Origin of the sequence: Shewanella sp. ANA-3 (assembly GCF_000203935.1) — a bacterium.
Classification (GTDB): domain Bacteria; phylum Pseudomonadota; class Gammaproteobacteria; order Enterobacterales; family Shewanellaceae; genus Shewanella.
Map to the genome: position 1 here is coordinate 122,295 of NC_008573.1, position 17,192 is coordinate 139,486.

Annotated in this window: 18 protein-coding genes; all 18 read right to left on the minus strand. The window is 44.6% G+C overall.

What is annotated here, in order from left to right; translation table 11 throughout:
- Positions 1-67: 67 nt before the first annotated feature.
- Positions 68-793: a Qat anti-phage system TatD family nuclease QatD gene (qatD, locus tag SHEWANA3_RS22220; RefSeq protein ID WP_208170391.1), complete on the minus strand. Its 726-nt coding sequence runs from the start codon at positions 791-793 to the stop codon at positions 68-70.
- Positions 790-2,109: a Qat anti-phage system QueC-like protein QatC gene (qatC, locus tag SHEWANA3_RS22225; protein ID WP_244096634.1), complete on the minus strand. Its 1,320-nt coding sequence runs from the start codon at positions 2,107-2,109 to the stop codon at positions 790-792. The genes qatD and qatC overlap by 4 nt, the downstream gene beginning before the upstream one ends.
- Positions 2,091-2,702 carry a hypothetical protein gene (locus tag SHEWANA3_RS22230; RefSeq protein WP_244096635.1) on the minus strand — a complete coding sequence of 204 codons (612 nt, stop codon included), beginning with the start codon at positions 2,700-2,702 and terminating at the stop codon, positions 2,091-2,093. Before SHEWANA3_RS22230 ends, qatC begins: the two co-directional genes overlap by 19 nt.
- A 140-nt stretch (positions 2,703-2,842) precedes the next feature.
- On the minus strand, positions 2,843-4,627 hold the full coding sequence (locus tag SHEWANA3_RS22235) for a P-loop NTPase fold protein (protein ID WP_011711586.1): 1,785 nt from the start codon (positions 4,625-4,627) through the stop codon (positions 2,843-2,845).
- A 144-nt stretch (positions 4,628-4,771) separates the two neighbouring features.
- Positions 4,772-5,224, minus strand: a complete 453-nt coding sequence (locus tag SHEWANA3_RS22240; protein WP_011711587.1) for a hypothetical protein — start codon at positions 5,222-5,224, stop codon at positions 4,772-4,774.
- A gap of 1 nt (position 5,225) precedes the next feature.
- A complete protein-coding gene (locus SHEWANA3_RS22245) occupies positions 5,226-7,310 on the minus strand; it encodes a site-specific integrase (RefSeq protein WP_011711588.1) in 2,085 nt (694 codons plus the stop codon).
- A gap of 2 nt (positions 7,311-7,312) precedes the next feature.
- Positions 7,313-9,583 carry a hypothetical protein gene (locus SHEWANA3_RS22250; RefSeq protein WP_011711589.1) on the minus strand — a complete coding sequence of 757 codons (2,271 nt, stop codon included), beginning with the start codon at positions 9,581-9,583 and terminating at the stop codon, positions 7,313-7,315.
- Positions 9,570-10,835: a site-specific integrase gene (locus tag SHEWANA3_RS22255; RefSeq protein WP_011711590.1), complete on the minus strand. Its 1,266-nt coding sequence runs from the start codon at positions 10,833-10,835 to the stop codon at positions 9,570-9,572. The genes SHEWANA3_RS22250 and SHEWANA3_RS22255 overlap by 14 nt, the downstream gene beginning before the upstream one ends.
- Positions 10,836-10,969: 134 nt before the next feature.
- On the minus strand, positions 10,970-11,239 hold the full coding sequence (locus tag SHEWANA3_RS22260; protein WP_041413322.1) for a hypothetical protein: 270 nt from the start codon (positions 11,237-11,239) through the stop codon (positions 10,970-10,972).
- A gap of 19 nt (positions 11,240-11,258) precedes the next feature.
- Positions 11,259-11,561 carry a hypothetical protein gene (locus SHEWANA3_RS22265; RefSeq protein ID WP_011711591.1) on the minus strand — a complete coding sequence of 101 codons (303 nt, stop codon included), beginning with the start codon at positions 11,559-11,561 and terminating at the stop codon, positions 11,259-11,261.
- Between the two features lie 9 nt (positions 11,562-11,570).
- The gene (locus SHEWANA3_RS22270; protein WP_037426906.1) at positions 11,571-11,834 is read right to left on the minus strand and encodes a hypothetical protein; all 264 of its coding nucleotides are present in this window, start codon (positions 11,832-11,834) and stop codon (positions 11,571-11,573) included.
- Between the two features lie 6 nt (positions 11,835-11,840).
- Entirely contained in the window at positions 11,841-12,383 is a 543-nt protein-coding gene (locus tag SHEWANA3_RS22275) for a hypothetical protein (protein WP_011711593.1), read from the minus strand.
- A gap of 3 nt (positions 12,384-12,386) precedes the next feature.
- Positions 12,387-13,745 carry a TraB/VirB10 family protein gene (locus SHEWANA3_RS22280; RefSeq protein ID WP_011711594.1) on the minus strand — a complete coding sequence of 453 codons (1,359 nt, stop codon included), beginning with the start codon at positions 13,743-13,745 and terminating at the stop codon, positions 12,387-12,389.
- Position 13,746: 1 nt separating this feature from the next.
- Complete coding sequence (locus tag SHEWANA3_RS22285) at positions 13,747-15,006, minus strand: type-F conjugative transfer system secretin TraK (RefSeq protein ID WP_041413324.1); 1,260 nt, start codon at positions 15,004-15,006, stop codon at positions 13,747-13,749.
- A 5-nt stretch (positions 15,007-15,011) separates the two neighbouring features.
- Positions 15,012-15,668 carry a TraE/TraK family type IV conjugative transfer system protein gene (locus SHEWANA3_RS22290; protein ID WP_011711596.1) on the minus strand — a complete coding sequence of 219 codons (657 nt, stop codon included), beginning with the start codon at positions 15,666-15,668 and terminating at the stop codon, positions 15,012-15,014.
- A gap of 9 nt (positions 15,669-15,677) precedes the next feature.
- Complete coding sequence (locus tag SHEWANA3_RS22295) at positions 15,678-15,962, minus strand: type IV conjugative transfer system protein TraL (protein ID WP_011711597.1); 285 nt, start codon at positions 15,960-15,962, stop codon at positions 15,678-15,680.
- 71 nt (positions 15,963-16,033) lie between these two features.
- Entirely contained in the window at positions 16,034-16,432 is a 399-nt protein-coding gene (locus tag SHEWANA3_RS22300) for a hypothetical protein (RefSeq protein ID WP_083848304.1), read from the minus strand.
- Between the two features lie 114 nt (positions 16,433-16,546).
- On the minus strand, positions 16,547-17,182 hold the full coding sequence (locus tag SHEWANA3_RS22305) for a DUF4400 domain-containing protein (protein WP_011711599.1): 636 nt from the start codon (positions 17,180-17,182) through the stop codon (positions 16,547-16,549).
- Positions 17,183-17,192 lie beyond the last annotated feature (10 nt).

Below are 17,192 nucleotides of genomic sequence, written 5' to 3' on the forward strand. Positions count from 1 at the left end.
TAAAACAGCTATCTAAAACACTCCACCGTCACGAGATTTATCTCATTACTTTTTGTCTCGTGAGATTTTACGTTCGTACCAAACAATTAAAATTTGACATGATCATAGCATTTGCCTCAACTTCATCACACTGCCAAATTTCCGCTAACTGCTTAGTAGCCAAATCAACTTCCCAAGGAAAAAGTGGTTTAGTTAAATGTTTAGCAAATGGTCCATCTGTCTCTGTCAGAATACGGTGACGGGGAATTATTGAAGCAAATTCAACTCCTTTTTTAGTACTGAGCATTGCTGGCCCAACTGAAAACCAACAGCCAATATCTATCGCTCTCATTAGTTGGCTTTTTGTCCCAGTAAACCAGTGCAATACAGGGATACCGTCAATACCAGTAAGTTCATTCAATACTTCTACTGCACTGGCACGGCTGTGAATGCTCATGATCCGTCCGCCTGCATGATTAACAGATCTGAGTATATGGCGAAATACCTTTAGCTGAACGTCCCAATGCTCTTTAAAACCACTACTTCCATCGAGTCCTATCTCTCCCACGTACTTAGCTTCCGAAAGTAATGCATCAAAAAGTTCTAACTCATGTGATCTTTGATGTGCGATTTGCGGATGAAGGCCTAAAGCAGTGCGAATTCGATGGTAATTATTTTCAAGCCTCTTACTGCCTTCCCAGGCCCTGGGAGTTGTTGTCACGGATAACACGTAGGTTCCACGATGTTTACACTCCTGAGCCACTTTGAATGGATCGGGATAAAGATCAAGATGGCAATGCATATCTATGCTCACAGGACACGTTCTGCTTTCAGGAAGGTTTCTACCTCATCAAGGCCATTCAGAAAGACGGCTTTAAAATCTTCGAATACTGACACGGGAAGTGGGCCGCTATCTGCAATCCAAGCCCCTGCATTCCTAGTTGTTTTCTGTGTAACAGCAATCCGCATGGCAAGAAGGTCATCTCTTCGATCCGTCTCCTTTAAAACATCAGCTAAGAAATTAAAGGAATATTCTGTATTTTCACTAATTCCTCCGGCATAGAGCGCTGCTCGCCGAATAATGCAAGGCACGCATACTCCGCATTGCTGATTCCAACGCTTCCAATGACTACACGAGACCGTATTATCCACTATTTTTGCCAGCAAGAGCTTATTTTGACATTCAGTGACCATCTGACCTTTAGTCTTAAATTGATAGCGATTGACTATTCGGCATGGAATTTCCGCCGCTTCAAAAATCCGTTGGATACTTTCAATAAAATGTGGATGTGTAGTTCGAGTACTCAGAGTACCGATACGTCGTGGCGTCAATGGAGCATTTAGTGAAATAAAGCCATTCTCAGGCACAAAAAGGTCTATTTCATTTTGTTGGGAAACTGTCTTTACCGCACTGGCGCCGACAGCTGCAAACGCAAGAAAATTGAGGCTACGAGTTCGCATAGTAATATCCGTCTCGCCTGTATACAGGTGAGGATCCGCATTGACCTCAAACCGAGAATATTGCCCGTTAAGCGCAGATGCAATCTGGTCTTGGTGTGTTTTATCTCCCTTATAAGCGTGACTTACGAGCAGTGGAGAGCGACCTTCCTTCAATAGATCAATAACCCCGATGGCGGAATCTAAACCACCAGAGAAAAGGCATACAGAGTCAATACCTCTTAGGCTCACTAGCTTGAATCGGTCTCGCTTATGATAAGGGTCTGGAGGTGGATAGCCACCAGATTGAAATTCAAAATCCCACATGTCGCCACTTAGGAAGTGTAAAGCTCTCTCCAGTTCCTTTTTCAATGGAAGCCATCTAGCAGGCTCATATAAGGGTAATTGCATTTTGAATATGCGAGTCCAGCCATCTTCTGCATCTGATCTGCGAACAAAGGTATCTGCAGCAGTTACCGCAAGCGCAATCGTCAGGAAGTCCATAGTCTGGCTTGAAATGCGCACTCCTAGACGCTTAACTTTCTCAATGACAGGGTTTCCGATGACTGATATATCGCCACGAATCTGGCCGCTTAAACCATATAGTTGCACCGGTAATACCCCTTCGGATGCTGAAGGCAGTAACTGGTGGTTGTGATGAAATACTAATTGTGTCACAGGTAAGCCTCCCATTCCTTCCATGCGTCAATGATGGACTGACGTTCAATTTGAGTCATTTGCTGACGGCTTAAGCTCCTCACATTACCAGTAAGCCTAGGAGCCATATGCTTGTCGACTACAACTTTTATTAGCTCGCGTAACTCTGTTTCCGCATGCATCGCCTGAGTAGGGGTGTCAGCTTTATTCCATGCTTTGCCTGAGTCCATTACCATCTGTAGGAAGATGCTTTCCGCCAAATAGCTAATCATAGTGTCTGCTATCACATCATCGGTTATGCATTGAGGGTCAAAGGTCTCAACACCGTCGAGCGCCTCGACTAGAGCATAATTCATCGCCGCACGGATCTTTTCAGAATCCCCGTCCTCAGTTATAAGGGCCTGAGAAATAGCAGAAATAGCCTGTTCGCAAGGTAGACCAGCCAAACTTTTAAGATCAACACTGGCTTCGCCAGGGGCTGCAGGAATTCCCGTTAAAGCTCCGAAGAGTCCTGCACCAGCTTGAGCGACACTTCCCATTCTTCTAGATGCACTCGTACTGCCGCCGCTGGCTGTACGAGCATAATGTCCAATGGCTTTTCTAAAGTCATCTCGATAACCATTAGACACGGCGCTACCTAGAGTTTGTCGAAAAGGCGCGAACCTGCGCGTCTGTGGTGGAGGCAATGGTTGTTGTGGTTGGTCATCCGCCCATGGTGGTACCAGTGGTGAATCGCCCCCAGAGCCAGAGCTGGATTGTGAAGTTCCCATTAAGCGTCCTTATGCCATTTTTCAGTTGTTAGAGAAGCCGCCATCCACGCGGGAGGTTTACCTCCCACATTTAATTCCTGTAAATATCGAACGAAAACTTTGGCTGCTTCGGCTGAGTGCCGTGCCAGCAGGCATGCTCCTGCAAATCCCTTCGGCTGTTTAGTCCAATCAGTAAACTGTCTAAGGTGACTAATAATCCCTTCCATCACAGGTATCTGCTCTTCAAACGGAAGAGTACTTAAAAGCTTTTCTGCAGTTGGGGAGCTGGTATTTTTCGTATTAACTAAAACACTTAAGATTTCTCTCCCTACTGGGGATAGTCCGACTACATAAGCACCAATAGGCATGGTTTCCCGAGACAGGTAAATTGCAGCCCTTAAATCGACACCACTGAGGCGTGGTTCAAGTTGGGCCCATTCAAGAATAAAGGACTGAGTCGTTGGATTGTCAGTCCAAGTCTTTGGGGCATCAGCGGGTATCTGATCACTACCTGCTTCCAACTGTTTAAGAAGTTCGGGAGTTCCCTTTTCTGAATCAACTAAACGATAGAAATCGGCCGTTGCTTTCATGCCTACACATCGCTCGAAGATTACTAGCTTTGTGATGATAGCTTCGTCCAAAGGCATTGTACGGCGTCGTGCAATTTGTGAACGCATTTTAACTACATTCAGCAATCGTTTTACGATCCTGGGGTTCCCGTGGATAATGGGTGAGTTAGCCAGAAGTGGCGCTATCCGGTCGGCTCGGGCAAATGCCTTTGCCAATATGCTATCCTCAGACTCACTGGTCAGCATTAGTGCATCTTGACGGGTTATAGGTTCGTCTTTCCAAGATTGCTGCAGGGCATTTTCCAAGCCTTCTCGGAGTTTTTCGAGCTTATCTTTGGGAAGGCGGAGGTCGATTGCATACAGCATGAACAGGTAAGAACGGATCTCTCGCACACCAGCTTTAGGGACTCGAATCGGAACCTGAATCAGTTTGTCTAGGTAGTCTATCTGGTGTCGGTCCGATGCACCTTTAAAGTAATCTGCTACAGAGGCTCTGATCATTTCTTCATCAGCAGCAATAATGAATGCCGTATTTTCTAGGAAGAGGAACAGCCTGATGGCCTCAAGGGTATTGATAGCATTGGTAGGGAGGCAACGATCGAGATTATCTATAACCACAACCAGTGGTTTGCCTAACTCTTCTAAGATCTCCCCATATTCCTTTCGGAAGGCATCAATCTGTTGAGGAGGGCTTTTCTTCGACTTAGGTTTAAGTAAGCCGCCTGTCTGGCTCTTTACTTCTTTAGCTGTCCCCACTAGATTTTCGTATTCATCCTGATCTTGAATACCGTCAGTAAGATTACGTAAGGCACCAACACCTTTAGAAATCAGACCTCCAGTGGGAATCCCTGCAAATATGGCTGCCCCCTCGGCCAATAAACCCATAGCTCTAAACCCATCGACTCGAGCGAGGAGATTTTTAGTTTTTGTTGCAAGGCCTGCATTTCCATCAGCTGCTTTCGTAAGAGCTGTAGCAATAACCTCAAGGAGGGCTGCTCGTGCATCATCATAGCCTTGATACAGCCAAGCATCGAATTTGATAACAACCCAGTCTTTTTGGTCTTGTTGGAGTTTTTTCTCTATCAATTTTAGAAGGGAGGACTTGCCAGCACCCCAGTTACCGAAAACACCAATGGAAACTGGTAACATGTCGTCTGCGGTGAGAATGTCGACAGCGAGCTGTGAGACTTCTCCAAAATTAAGGTAATCCTTATCGGATTCTGTATCTGACCACAAATTATACTACTCCCTGTAATTACTTCTGTTTAGTAGGTTACCGTAAACTATGAAGATTATATATTAACCAGTAAACATAACTATATTTATTATTTCAATACGTTACGGGTCGTGAGTGATTACGTCAAATTCTAGGTTTGCACCTTATTTAATCCTCACAATATTAGGCTTAACCTCTTGTAATAATTTGTTTTTATCATTGATGTCTAGCAAGTTAAACATGGCCATCAACTGCATAGTTTGCTCAGAGTAGAGCTGATCTAATCGGCTATTGGCTTCAGTTAGTTCGGCCCTATATTTTTCTTTCAAAGCAACTTCTTTTGCCTTTTCCTTTCGAAGCCTGTCTAGCTCAGAATTTACGTTCCGCTTTCTCAAGTTGCCCGAACGTTTGCTTTGTTCAAGCTTGGCCGCTTCAATAGCATCCATGACATCAGGGTAGCGGTAAGCTGCTCCTAGGCTTAATCCTGCTTCTTCTTGAACAGATTTGACGTTAACTTTGTACTTAGAAGTCAATCGCTCTGGTTGCCCATCAACAAGGCGTTGTAAAGCATCTAAAAGTTTTTTCTGAGTTACTTCGGGGTTACGCACTTTAGCCATATCATTGCACCGTTGACGAAATCAGCCATTCTTCTGCTGGTGACTGATACGGTTCAAAGTTTTGATTCATATCAGCCATGATTTTCTCCGCTGCACGTATACGAACTGTGTGAAATGCTGCGATATCTGCTGACAACTCATTCCTAAGTTTTAGAGTTTCTAGGATATTGATGCTTTCGCTTCTTGCAGCTTTTGCGTAGGCAACGCTTTCAATGATCGACCAGTCACAATCTGTACACTCAGATAAATCAATGCCAATCCTCATACTGCATGTATGGTTAATACAGTACATTCCTGGCGCTATGGCATGAATATGTTTTCTACCAGACTTAATCTCTTTCTCAAAGTATGCAGGTGAAATATCTCGGTCGACAAAATTCTCTGAGAACATATGCTTACCCTGACCTCCACCTAATTTTACCCCCTGCATGACTTTGGTTGTTAGATCAGAATACAGTTTAGCTTGCTGCCTTAGTCGCTCTTTTTCTAGGTCGTGATACATTTTTCTGAACGAACTGGCATTTCGCGCATAATACATAGTCATCGCTATCGAGTAATGGCTGAACTGCTGCTTCAACTGAGGATAATCGGCGAGCTGCATTCCAACCAGATAATAAGCTAGAGACCGCCGGAGCTGATGTGGGGTCAGATGCCACCGTTCTCCTATATTGAATGTCTTTTCTGGATCACTACGACGGAGCATTTCAATGTCATCTGAATTTAATACTACAGACAACTGCTCTTCTTTCTGGGTGGTAAATAGTTTAGATAGTGAATGTAAAACTCTGGTAGAGCTGTTAACACTTTTCGGTGTTCTAAAGTTCTTAAATGAATTTAACAGCCATTCCTTTCGTCCGTTTGCTCGGTGCCAACATCTGACAGGTCGGTTTATTGCATTAAGCAATTCATAGGCTATATGACCATTGCGAGTCGTCACATACACATCATTCTGCCCTTGGTAGCCAAGAGTAATTTTCTGTTGTCTGGTATGGAAAAGATGGATGTCAATTCCATCCAACGTGATCACTTGTGCACCAAATTCTGGGGTGATTTGCAGCAATTCATTACTACGCATACCACTCAAACAAAGAACCAAATATCGGCACTTGCTATCGAGTATTCGACAAAATTCTTTTATTTCATGAGCAGAAAAAAATTGCTGGTTTCCGATCGTTATGGCAGGAAGTGGCTCGTAGAAATCTGTTCTAATTACTGGCTCACATTGATTCCATAATATATCCCACTGTTCCGACTCTCCATGATCTACTAACGGCACGCTATGTTTCTTCAGTTCATTGATGAACCTAAAGTATTTTTTATCAGCATTATTAAAAACTTGACCAACACTGCACGTCCCGTTTCGTAGGTTCTGGAGCATGCGATTCGCTTGTGTTTGCTCATACTCAAAGACTGCTTGCACCGCTTGCTCTAACTGGTCTTTATATTTATGCCAGAGTTGTACTTCATTTGTATAAGAGTTTAATGCTGCTAGATAAATTCTTAGCGGTATGACAGGATGCTGCTCCTTTAAGGGTTGTTTTACCCTTAATTTTTGTAATGTTAATCGTTCGAAAAAGTTAACATCAAAAGGTAAAAAATCACCTAAATCGTTGAGGCTATTAATTGGGCCAACATCCACTTCTCGAGGGCTATACAGATTTTTCTTGGTAAGGCTCTTTAGTGTCTCAATAGTAAGTCCATCAAATGAAAATATTTCATTCTGATACAGTGAGATAGCCAACCGCTTCAAACAAGCAATTTTTGATCTGATAGTTCCAATACGATAGGCGTGACGTGAATGATATATGTAAGCAAGCGCAACAACTTTCAGCTCTTGAACAAATCGGGGGTACATCGCCCCATCTGGAAATTGAAAATTCAGCAATGCGATTTCTGTTCCCACTTTGTATGGTGCAAAATTCCAGACATCGTCATTGAATATTGAAATAGGGGAACCATTCTGCTTAAACGATACCGCTTTCTGTTCTAACTCGGTCCATAGTCCATGCTGTGCTAGGTAGAGCAATCGTTCTCTGGATAAGTCAATTTCAATGGCTGTGGCTAATCGATTATTTCCAGCAATCATTGTTATATTCCTTTAAAACCTAGAGAAGATAGTTCTAGATTGTCCCACAGCATGTGCCTACCAACAGTATCTAATTTATACCGCGCCCGTTGAATGATGTCAGGTGATAGGGAACTCGAAATCGCCTTTCTATATAATTCAACAGCCTTCCCTAAATTTTTCGAAAACCGTTCTGGATAATAAAGCCAACTTTCTTCCATACACTCCAAAAAGGACAGTAGTCGATAGAGTGGTTCGACATCATTTATGATCTTTGCATACTGGCATTTGATACAACGTTCATAGTCAAAACATGCGGTAGCATTCGCAGCAAGATAGCTTTCTTCTGTGCTCAGTGATTTCTGAAAGCATGCCATACCAACGCCATTTAAACTTGCTTGGCTACCTATTAATTCATCATATTTGATGACCGGAATCGCTAACTCGGTAGCAACTTTAGCCTTAGATTGATCTAAGGAACCACCTTTACTCATTTTTTCAATGACGGATAAACCCTGCGAGATTATCAACTGGTTATCGTAATGATTCCCCTCACTATAATGCTTGAGTACGGTTCGATACTGATTATTCAATATTTGTGATATTTGCAATTCTGTTCTGTTGGCTTTTCGCCTAGCAAGTTTTGCTGCTGTTTCCCTAAAACGACTGGATGCCAAGTTGACAAAAAACTCGCCAGAACGAATTCCGTAATCCGCTAGCGAAGCCATGCTTGGTGCCAGTCCTTGCCATTGAATAGCATCTCTCTCGGAACCTAGAGGCAATAGATAGTGAGCTGATGTTTGTTTACTTTGCCTGAACGCAGCATAAGCTTCTACTCGTGCTAAGAACGCTTCATATTGAATATCAACATAGAAACTGCCTTGGCCTCCATCTTCACAGGAAAAATCTATCTTTAGCAACTCATCCGTACGGGTAATTTTTAATGGCAGCACTACATTCTTCAGGTTAACAGTATTAGTGCCATTTTTCGGGTTGGCTTTAATGATTGCGAACAAGAGGGCAAAGCTGAGAGCAATTGTTCGACGGTTGTAAAAACGACGAACAGTTTTCCTGCGTTTAACGAGTGTTCTGTCCACAAATTTTAGCTCATCGAATTCAACAAACCCCTTTGGAACTGTTTCAGTAAATTTGCTATGAATAGACATTAGATATGGGATACTCTGAGTTGCCTTGTCTGATAGCATTAGCAGACGGCTACTAAGTTCAATTTTACCCAATAAAATCGAACTTATACTGCGCTGGTTACCATCTCTACCCCGCCAATAGAGCAATTTGCTGTTTGCATCTGTGGTATATTTCAACGAAAGAGCAATCAGCGTTTGAATAAACTGCAATGACTTCTTATGTATTTCTCCCCCCACGAATGAGAGAACTTCCTTATTGGCCCTTCTTTTGAAGGCTGTCAATTTATAGTATTCGCCGGTCTTATCTTCTCGCCATTCTATAGGATGGCATAGATCAGTTAATTGACTCGTGTTGAATGCCGTAAAGTAACTGAGAAGGTAATAACCACATGCCATCGCTTGGTTAAATGCTGTATCGACATTCAACTCAGCGCCCTTAGATCGACCTTTTGTATTGCAGGAACGGACAGGTACATAAAAGCACGTTTGATTGATTTCAACAGACACCATGTCTGGCGGGGTATCGCTCAATAAAGGAATGGCTAACTGAAAAAAATACGAAGACAGCCGACTAAGGAGCTCTGGTAGTTCATTTTCTGAGTATGCTTCATAAGATTCTACTTTGCCTACACGTAATTGCTTGAGCTGTTTCCCCCACTGAAAAGCAGTTTCACCACACCATGTTAATGCCTGTTCTGTTGTGGAAAAGATGTAGTTTGCAGTACGCTCCTTTACTCCAGTGGTATGTCCTTCCAACATTTGCCAAATTGGCACAGAAGAACTACCTATCAGAACAAGCTCCCATAAATAGTTGTGGTATTGCCGCAAAGTCGCTTCAGTAAAAGGGGGTAAGCTATTTTGATCACACCATACCAAATATTGTTTGAACTTTAGAAAATTGTTATACAAGGTTGCATGCGCTGATTTTCTATCCATTTCATGTCGAAAGGTCTGAGCGTAACGTACAATTTGTTGCTGCCTGTCTACCTTCTTTTCTGAGGGATCACATTGATGATTCATTAGTCTTTGGAGGTCAACGGAAACGGCCAAATTGTCTATGACTAACTCATATTCCCAAGTGGGGAATACCGCTACGGAGTCTTGATTTACGTGTAGAAGCCGAATGCCACTCAAATTACTTTTCGTCATTACTGCCACCAAATATTTGAAATACATCACTCATATGTTGCGCGTGATCTAGCATCAAAGCATTCGCCTCAATAAACTCCACATATTTGAATGTTGATGTAAAACTGTTGTGCCCCATCAGTTCTTGAAGAATTGATGCCGCAGCTCGGAGACTGCCTTTCTCTTCCCAAAGTCGATGCAGAGTATAGGTTGCATAGGTTGACCGTAAATCATGAATAGCATAGTTAAAATCCATATACCGTTGCGAAAGAACACGTCGGATATCCGAAAATGATTTTTCAATGGTATTGGCGTTAAATGGCGTTCCCTGACGACTAATAAACAATTTTCCTTCGTTATTTTTTCCCTTAGAAACATATCTCTGTCTAACTGAAGACCACATATATTGATGGAGTTTAAGCATCAGTGATGCAGAGAATTCGACGTAACGCTGTTTGCTAAATTTTGTTTTTACACCGTTTTGGGGGCCTATTGATATGGGAATTGGATAGGTATTTTCAGGGTTAAAAATTATTGACTCAGGAATAGTGAGCACCTCCTGTAATCGCATTCCTGTAGCTAGAGCGACTTCAAAAACCAAAGCTTTGTCTTCAGGTATTGTTGAGAGGGTATCCAGAAATGCGCTCAAATGTTCCTGTGTTAAAGGCGAAAGCTTCCTACTAATGTGCTTTGCCTGTTCCTTGGGAAGCTTTTTCATCAAGTTGGTGGTCTGTACGGTGATGACTCGTTGAGTGTGGGCCAACATCCCTGATTGACGTAAAGACACTATTTCGAAGTCAAAGGGTTTGTTCCGTTCTGAAAACTCAATTAGATTGTTCCTTCCCAAAAATTTGTAGAAGTTAACTATCACTCTCAGGTAGGTTTTAGCCGTTGATATTGCTATGTCGTCAGATTGAATGGCACTCACTAAGAAATCAGCAAACCTAAATGTCTGCTTACGACTTTTTGAATGAGGAAACTGCCAATAATTGAGGTTGTTTTGATGGAGAAATCTGAAATAGAGCAGCAGCGCTTTAGCATCTGTAGCGGTGCTCTTGGCCTGCTCTTCATCCTTTTTCCAATAGAGATATAAACATGCGGGCTTTACCAACCGTCCCTCAGGATCTAGTAATACGTGAACAGCTATTTTTTCCTGATTTTCAAGTTCAGCTAACTTTAAAATTTCTTCGCCAGTTTCCTTATCGATCGATAGAGCTAGCTCAGGATCACGATAAACCTTAACTTCTCGAATGCAAAAATCGTTAACGATCATGGTGATTGAAACTCCCCAAATTCGACTCGCAGTTGCACAATGCTAAGTCATATTAATTTGAAAATACAATCACCAAGGTTAAGGGGTGAACAAGTCACCCCAAGGATAGAAACTTTAATACTCAGTATGAGGAACTATATTCTACTCACGCAGCTGAGCACTAAATGAATGAAGCTAAGTGACGGCAGAGCCCCACGGCTTTCCGCGTCGTCAGGCACTGACATGACGGTCTCCACTGGCGCTTTCCAGAAAATGATTTCGCCGTCCTCTTCCTGCATCGCACATGTCGCGCCGGTTGGCCAATCGATGTCAGTTATTAACGCTGATAAAGCCTTGGTTGTCCCGGTGATCCCAGGCATAAACAAAGGCTGGTCAAGTTGAATAAAAGATGTTGCTACGTCCATGATTTCCTTGCTGATAACGTCAAATAGGTGTTGAGCTAACCCGTATTGGGTGATGTTGATAGGATTTAGCCAGTAAGCGGCTAATGCCCTTGGCCAGTTTTATTTCCCCTAAGCCCATAGCCTGCCAATAAAGGCAGTCAAGCGCCCCTAAGCAAAGCGCGATTATATAGATCTCTTGTGACCGCTCAATGGCACGAGTTAACTCTGATTTGCTCTCGCTAAAGTGCCGACGTAAATGAACACGGATGGGACGCTGTTGGCGTAAGCCCATAACATTTTCGTCATCGCCGGTGATTTTTTTGGCTGCTTTCTTACTGGCCATACATCCTGCCTAACTGTGCTTTTGGGTGAGCAGTGACAATATGGTGCGCCTGATTGATTCAGTCTCACCAAATGTCGTTGGAATTGGGCAACGCAGAAGGGACTGCGCTGCCTCGGGGTGTTGCTGGATATTATCTGCGTTAATCTCAAATATGTTGATGGCTAATCGCAGTGAGTGTGGGAGCTCACCCAGATTGTGAGTCTCAATAATCTGGGCTAGCTGGTTTTGTTCACTAGCTGCCAACAACGCTTGAGCGATTTCCATGTCAGCCATAAACAATTAATTCCCTGCCATCTGAAGCAGCTGCTGTGGCGATGGCGGTACTTTGCCTTCGTCTTGGTATTCGCTACGAATTTGCTTAATGCGGAGCAACACCTCTGCTCTTGGGATGTCCATTTTGAACTCTTCAGGAATGCGCAGCGTCATACTGCTATCTATGACGAGGTATCCCATGTCAAAGTAGAGCTGTCCCAGTTCTTGAGCCGCCGAGCTTAAATCCGCTTGGTTAACCGATTCCTTTGACCATTGCTGAAACATCTCACCTAAATCTGCTACTACGATTTTGGATTGAGTATTGGTTTGTTCGGCGCTTACACCCGTGCCAAAGAAGCTCATGCCAAATTTCATCACGCCAAATAGCAGCACTAGGCCTGCCATCACCATGATCATTTTGACGGGGGACAAGCCCTGCGGAGCCGCGGGTGTCGCTGGCGTTGGCTCAGCGACGGATTGTGCAACCTCAGCGGGAGCGGCTTGCTCTGGCTCAGCCAGAGCGCCGATAGTCGGTTCCAATTTTTCAGAATTTACGTTTTCGGTTGTCATTGCTTAACCCTTATATTTGAGACTAACACCGCGTTGAACAATGAGGTCAACACCTTCAATGCCGCCGTGCATTTCCAGATACGGCCTGGCTTCGTCGGCTAACTGCAGGTAGAAGTCAGCAATCTTATCGAATGCGGTACTTGAGCCACCAGCAAGTGAGCTGGTCGCCGTGTTTTTGAAATAGGTGCCGTCATAAACCACATCACCAGACACTCGATTGGTCGCGGCTTGTGTGAGGGTTTGGGCGCCAGTGCCATAGATGCCTGCCCAGAAGGATTGCTTCACCACTTCACCGTAGAGTGTTACTAACTTGGCTGGGATACCGCTATGACCGTCTTGACCTTGCACTGCGGCAATGAACGGCTGTTCAATCGCACGACCTCTCTGGTCGATACAGCTGATACTCTCAGCGCGGATTTCGACACGACGGGTACTGGCACTACCACGGGCCGCGCCAATCACTGTGCAACCCACTAGATCGATAGTGAAACCGTTAGGCATCACCCCAACGTCTACGATTTTTAATAACACTGGAGCTGGGTTTGATTGCGCCGATGAACTGGTAGGTACATGTTGACCCGTAAGCAAGACGGTTGGTATTACTGTGCCAGCTGACAACCATGTCTCAGGCTCTTTTTCAGTTTTCTTGATAGAACCTGTGTTCTCTTGAGAAATCGCTTGTTTTGCTTTGGCTGCGACTTGGTTTTTGGCTGTTGACGCATTACCAACATTTGCTTCATCACCTGTGGCAGCGGCCTTACCTAAACTCACGTCACCACGGTTCATGGTTAAAGTCTTTGACGCTGGCGGGGTCATGGCGACATTCGACTTAAGGCTTGCCATTGGGTCTAGGCTAAACTCGGTACTTGGCAATGAAGGTGCTTGCTGGGCGATATTTTCTGGTCGAGCTCCTTTCGCGCTCACACTGTCTCGAGCTGTTGCGGCATTTTTGCTTTGTTGTTCAACCAGCATTTGCATTTGATGCGCGATGGTCTCGAGGCGTTTTTGTGATTCAAGCTGAGACATTTGCAGGGTATCGACCTGTTGCTGAATTCGCTTTTCACTAGCTTTTTGCTCGGTGTACTGTGCATCAATCGCTTTTTCACGCTCTTGAATTTTCTTTCGCATAGCTATGAGCTGGCCGGAAGTCTGGGTGGACTCCAAGCGCTCGCTCCCCATGGTACTCATAAACATAGGCTTCGCTCTGGCTGGGATTGAGCTGACAGGGGTTTTCGGCGCTGAAGGGAAAATGGCTTCAGCCACAAGATAAGCAGGTATTGCCAATATCACGATTAACGCGATAGTGCGCTGATTCGATGGAAGCGCAAGCCACTTGGTTTTTAAATCCTGTAACGCTTGCATGTTAACCTCCTACACGACTACGACGTGGAACTTTCATTTGGCGCTCGAAGTAGCTGCGGTCACGCAGAATGTACACTTCGGTGCTTTCCCTTGGGCCTAATGTCGCTTTATCTAACACACCAACGGCCATCACATCTTCACGACCTGGCCCCATGCAGGCCTCGTCGCGGAATGAACGTAAGCCATTGACATCGTTTCTGACCTCCATGATGTCAACGACCAATTTGGAGCCAATTAAGCGTTGTTTCACTTCATGGTAAAGGGGGAGCATTTGGCGAATATCGCACGGGTAACGCACTTCCGCCGGAATGGTGTCACCTTCAAGCAGTTCGTAACCTGCCGGAACTTCGGCTTTAGCCACAACTTCCAGTAATGTCATTACATCGTCAACATGGCTGTCAGCGACGGGTTGGTTATTAGTAATACGCTCACGCTCTGCTTGTTTTGCCGATTCCAGCTCCTTAGCTTCGTTCTCGCTGTAGATAGACACGGCTTGCAAAGCTGCATTGCGTTGACTCGCGTTATAGCTAACGGTTAACTCCACGAGCACTGGCGGGACGTTTAATGGCACCAAGTAGAGTGATACTGCGGTCTCTGGTGCGCCATCTTCTTCAACTATCAAGTCAATCGCGCCAGCGTTAACGCCAGGTGTGACGTACACAAAACCTTGCTCACCGTAAACCAGCGCCGCATCACTCGGTACTGACGTGGTTATTTTGGCGTTTTTGAAAGAGGTCGCGATTCGGTTAGTGGTTGACAGCGAAATTGGCAATGTCGTTGTGCCACCGGCTTTCAATGCAATCACTTGATGGCTTTTGTACTGCTTGCGTAAGTAGTCCATTGAGTCATCACGACGGCTAATGACTTCTCCGGCATTGGCAGGGGAGATCGCCGTCGGATTAACAGGGCTCGCGCCGCCGTAAGTGGGGACTTGTTGATGATCTGCTTGTTGCATCGGTTGCTGCGATGGCGGCTGGGTCACTGGCTGTTGATAGAGCACTTGTTCATTGGGCGAAACCGATAATGCAGTTTGGGTACCAATTTCTTTGCTCGTATCGATGGACAGAGGTTGATTCGCATAAGGGCTGTTTAATTCAGCCTGTAGCTTTTCTTCTGCTTGATTGAAATCAGTACCCAAAACAGGTACTCGTTGCGGATTCACCGATTCAGTCGGTAACGAATAAATGTCATCGTCAGCCGCAAAAGCAGGAGCGATCATTAATGAAAGAAGGATTGCAGTTGAAAGGGGTCTTTTATTCATAGGTCTCACCGTGACTCGATTTTAATCACACTGTCTTTATCCAAGGCCGTTGTTGCGTTTTTACCTTGGAGAATTTCACGCTCACGTTGAGCAGGGTTAACAGCAGCTGGATATTGTTGAATATCCAGAATCATGGGATTGCCGTTTCGGATCCCGATTTTTAATTCAAAGGTGTACGCAGTAGTATCAGCTGCGCCTGTTTTTAATGAGATTGTGGTTTGTTCACCCACAACCCATACGTAATCTGTGACAGATGAATAAATCGCGTCAGACGGGACAAACTTCTGACTAACACCCCTAAGCGCCATTTCTTCGATAGCTGCGGCCATCGTCGCTTCCGCTTCATCGGGGTTAAGTTCTAACGGGATCATCTTGGTCACCCTGTCGATGACGAACTTAGCATTCTTGGGGGTGATGTTGCCGATAATGGTTGCAATCATCAGGCCCCATTGGATTTTGAATTCTTGAGTCACGCTATTGCCGTTCATGACAATCGGCTCTTTAAAGTCGTTTGGCATGACAATGACTTCGGTCTGCTTGGTCATCACCATGAACAGCAAAAGTACCACGCTAATGCTTAGTGCCAGATTAGAACGACCTATGTTTTTGTTAGAGATATTGAGATTGTCGTAACTCTCTTTAATCTTCGATTTCCAAAGCATGTTGACCTCTTACTTAATTAATCGACGAATGGCTGGTGACATGAGGGTTTCCGGCCCTTTGGAAATCCACAAACCGTTTACCCATAACAGATGCTTTAATACGCCACGCCCAAACTTTTTAAACAGTGTTTCTACTACGGCCATGCTGGTAATTGCCGCGATAATGCCTAAGTTGATGTGACCTGATGCAAGACCAAAAACCATCACAATCACCGCCAGCTTGATTGAGTCCCAGTGGATAGTTCCAACTTTGATAGCGCCGTTACAACGCTTAGGAAATCTCGCTTCACTCATGTCTCACCCCTTGAAAAAAAAGGGTGCATATAAGATTGCACCCTTCCTTGATACCGCAAAAATTGTCGCTATTAGTGCACTAGGCCAGCTTTCAGCGCTTCTACGGTTACAGTTAAACTGCCGTCGATAGTTGTAGGCGCGTTAGCCAGTACCAGAATTATGACTACAGATGCTAAGAAACCAATTAGGTTTGGTTTAATCATTGAGAATGCGATAGTGCCTAAAATCGACAAACCCATGATTGCCTTAGCAGGCGCACCCGTCATTAAACCCTTTACCTCGTCCCACATTTGGTCGAAGAATGTGTGTAGGGTCGCGCCAGATGCTGATACCGCACTTGCTTCTCCAGCAAACAGCAATGAGCAAGCTACCGCGACAACGATAAGTGCGAAAAACGCTCTTACGGCAACAGGGGCTTCTTTAAACTGCTGGATCAGTCCTTTCTTTTCGGTTTTAGCGCTTTGGTTCATTGTGGATCTCCGTTAAATGTGACGGTCAAATTTTAACTGTTTGCTTGTTACTGTCAACACGTTATTTGTATGGCGCGTGCTATCTATATTAAAGATGACACACGGAAGAGGGGGTTACATGTTCTTCGCGCTGTTAGCCAAGGTGGTTTTCAACAACCAACCGATAATGACTGCGGCGAATAGTGGAAATAGCGGGAATATCTCATTGGAGATTAACGCAGGGGTAATGCAGTAAAGCTCTAACAGAATTGCGACCAATATCCCTGACCAGAGCGCTACCCTGAAGTAACCCGTCGAAGGCGCCGTAAACTCATGCTGCTTAATTTTCCGCTGCATCAATCCGTCAACCGCTGACGCGGCTATCAAACCAATGGCCATCCAGAACCAGAAAATCAGCAGGGATACTCTCAGTAAACACTGATACCAAATGGTTTTGATGTTTTGAGCAATCCGTGTAAGCGGTGTACGCCACAACTGGTCCCCCTTTAAGCCAGTGTCTTGGTGATACTGGTCGATGAACGCGGCTAAACCAGATTCCACCATCGTCGCTTCGTACCAACTCTTCGCCCTGAACACCACAACCTTTGTCGCCTCAGTGCTAATGGCCTTTTCGATATTTGAGATTTCCTTTCGTAACATCTCGTTATGCTCTTGGGGCTGCATGAAAATCAGTACATAAATACTGATTAATGCCCCAGCCGCTAAAATCAACCTGCCGTGCAGGGTCTTACTCTCAACTACATCGTCCATAATCAACACT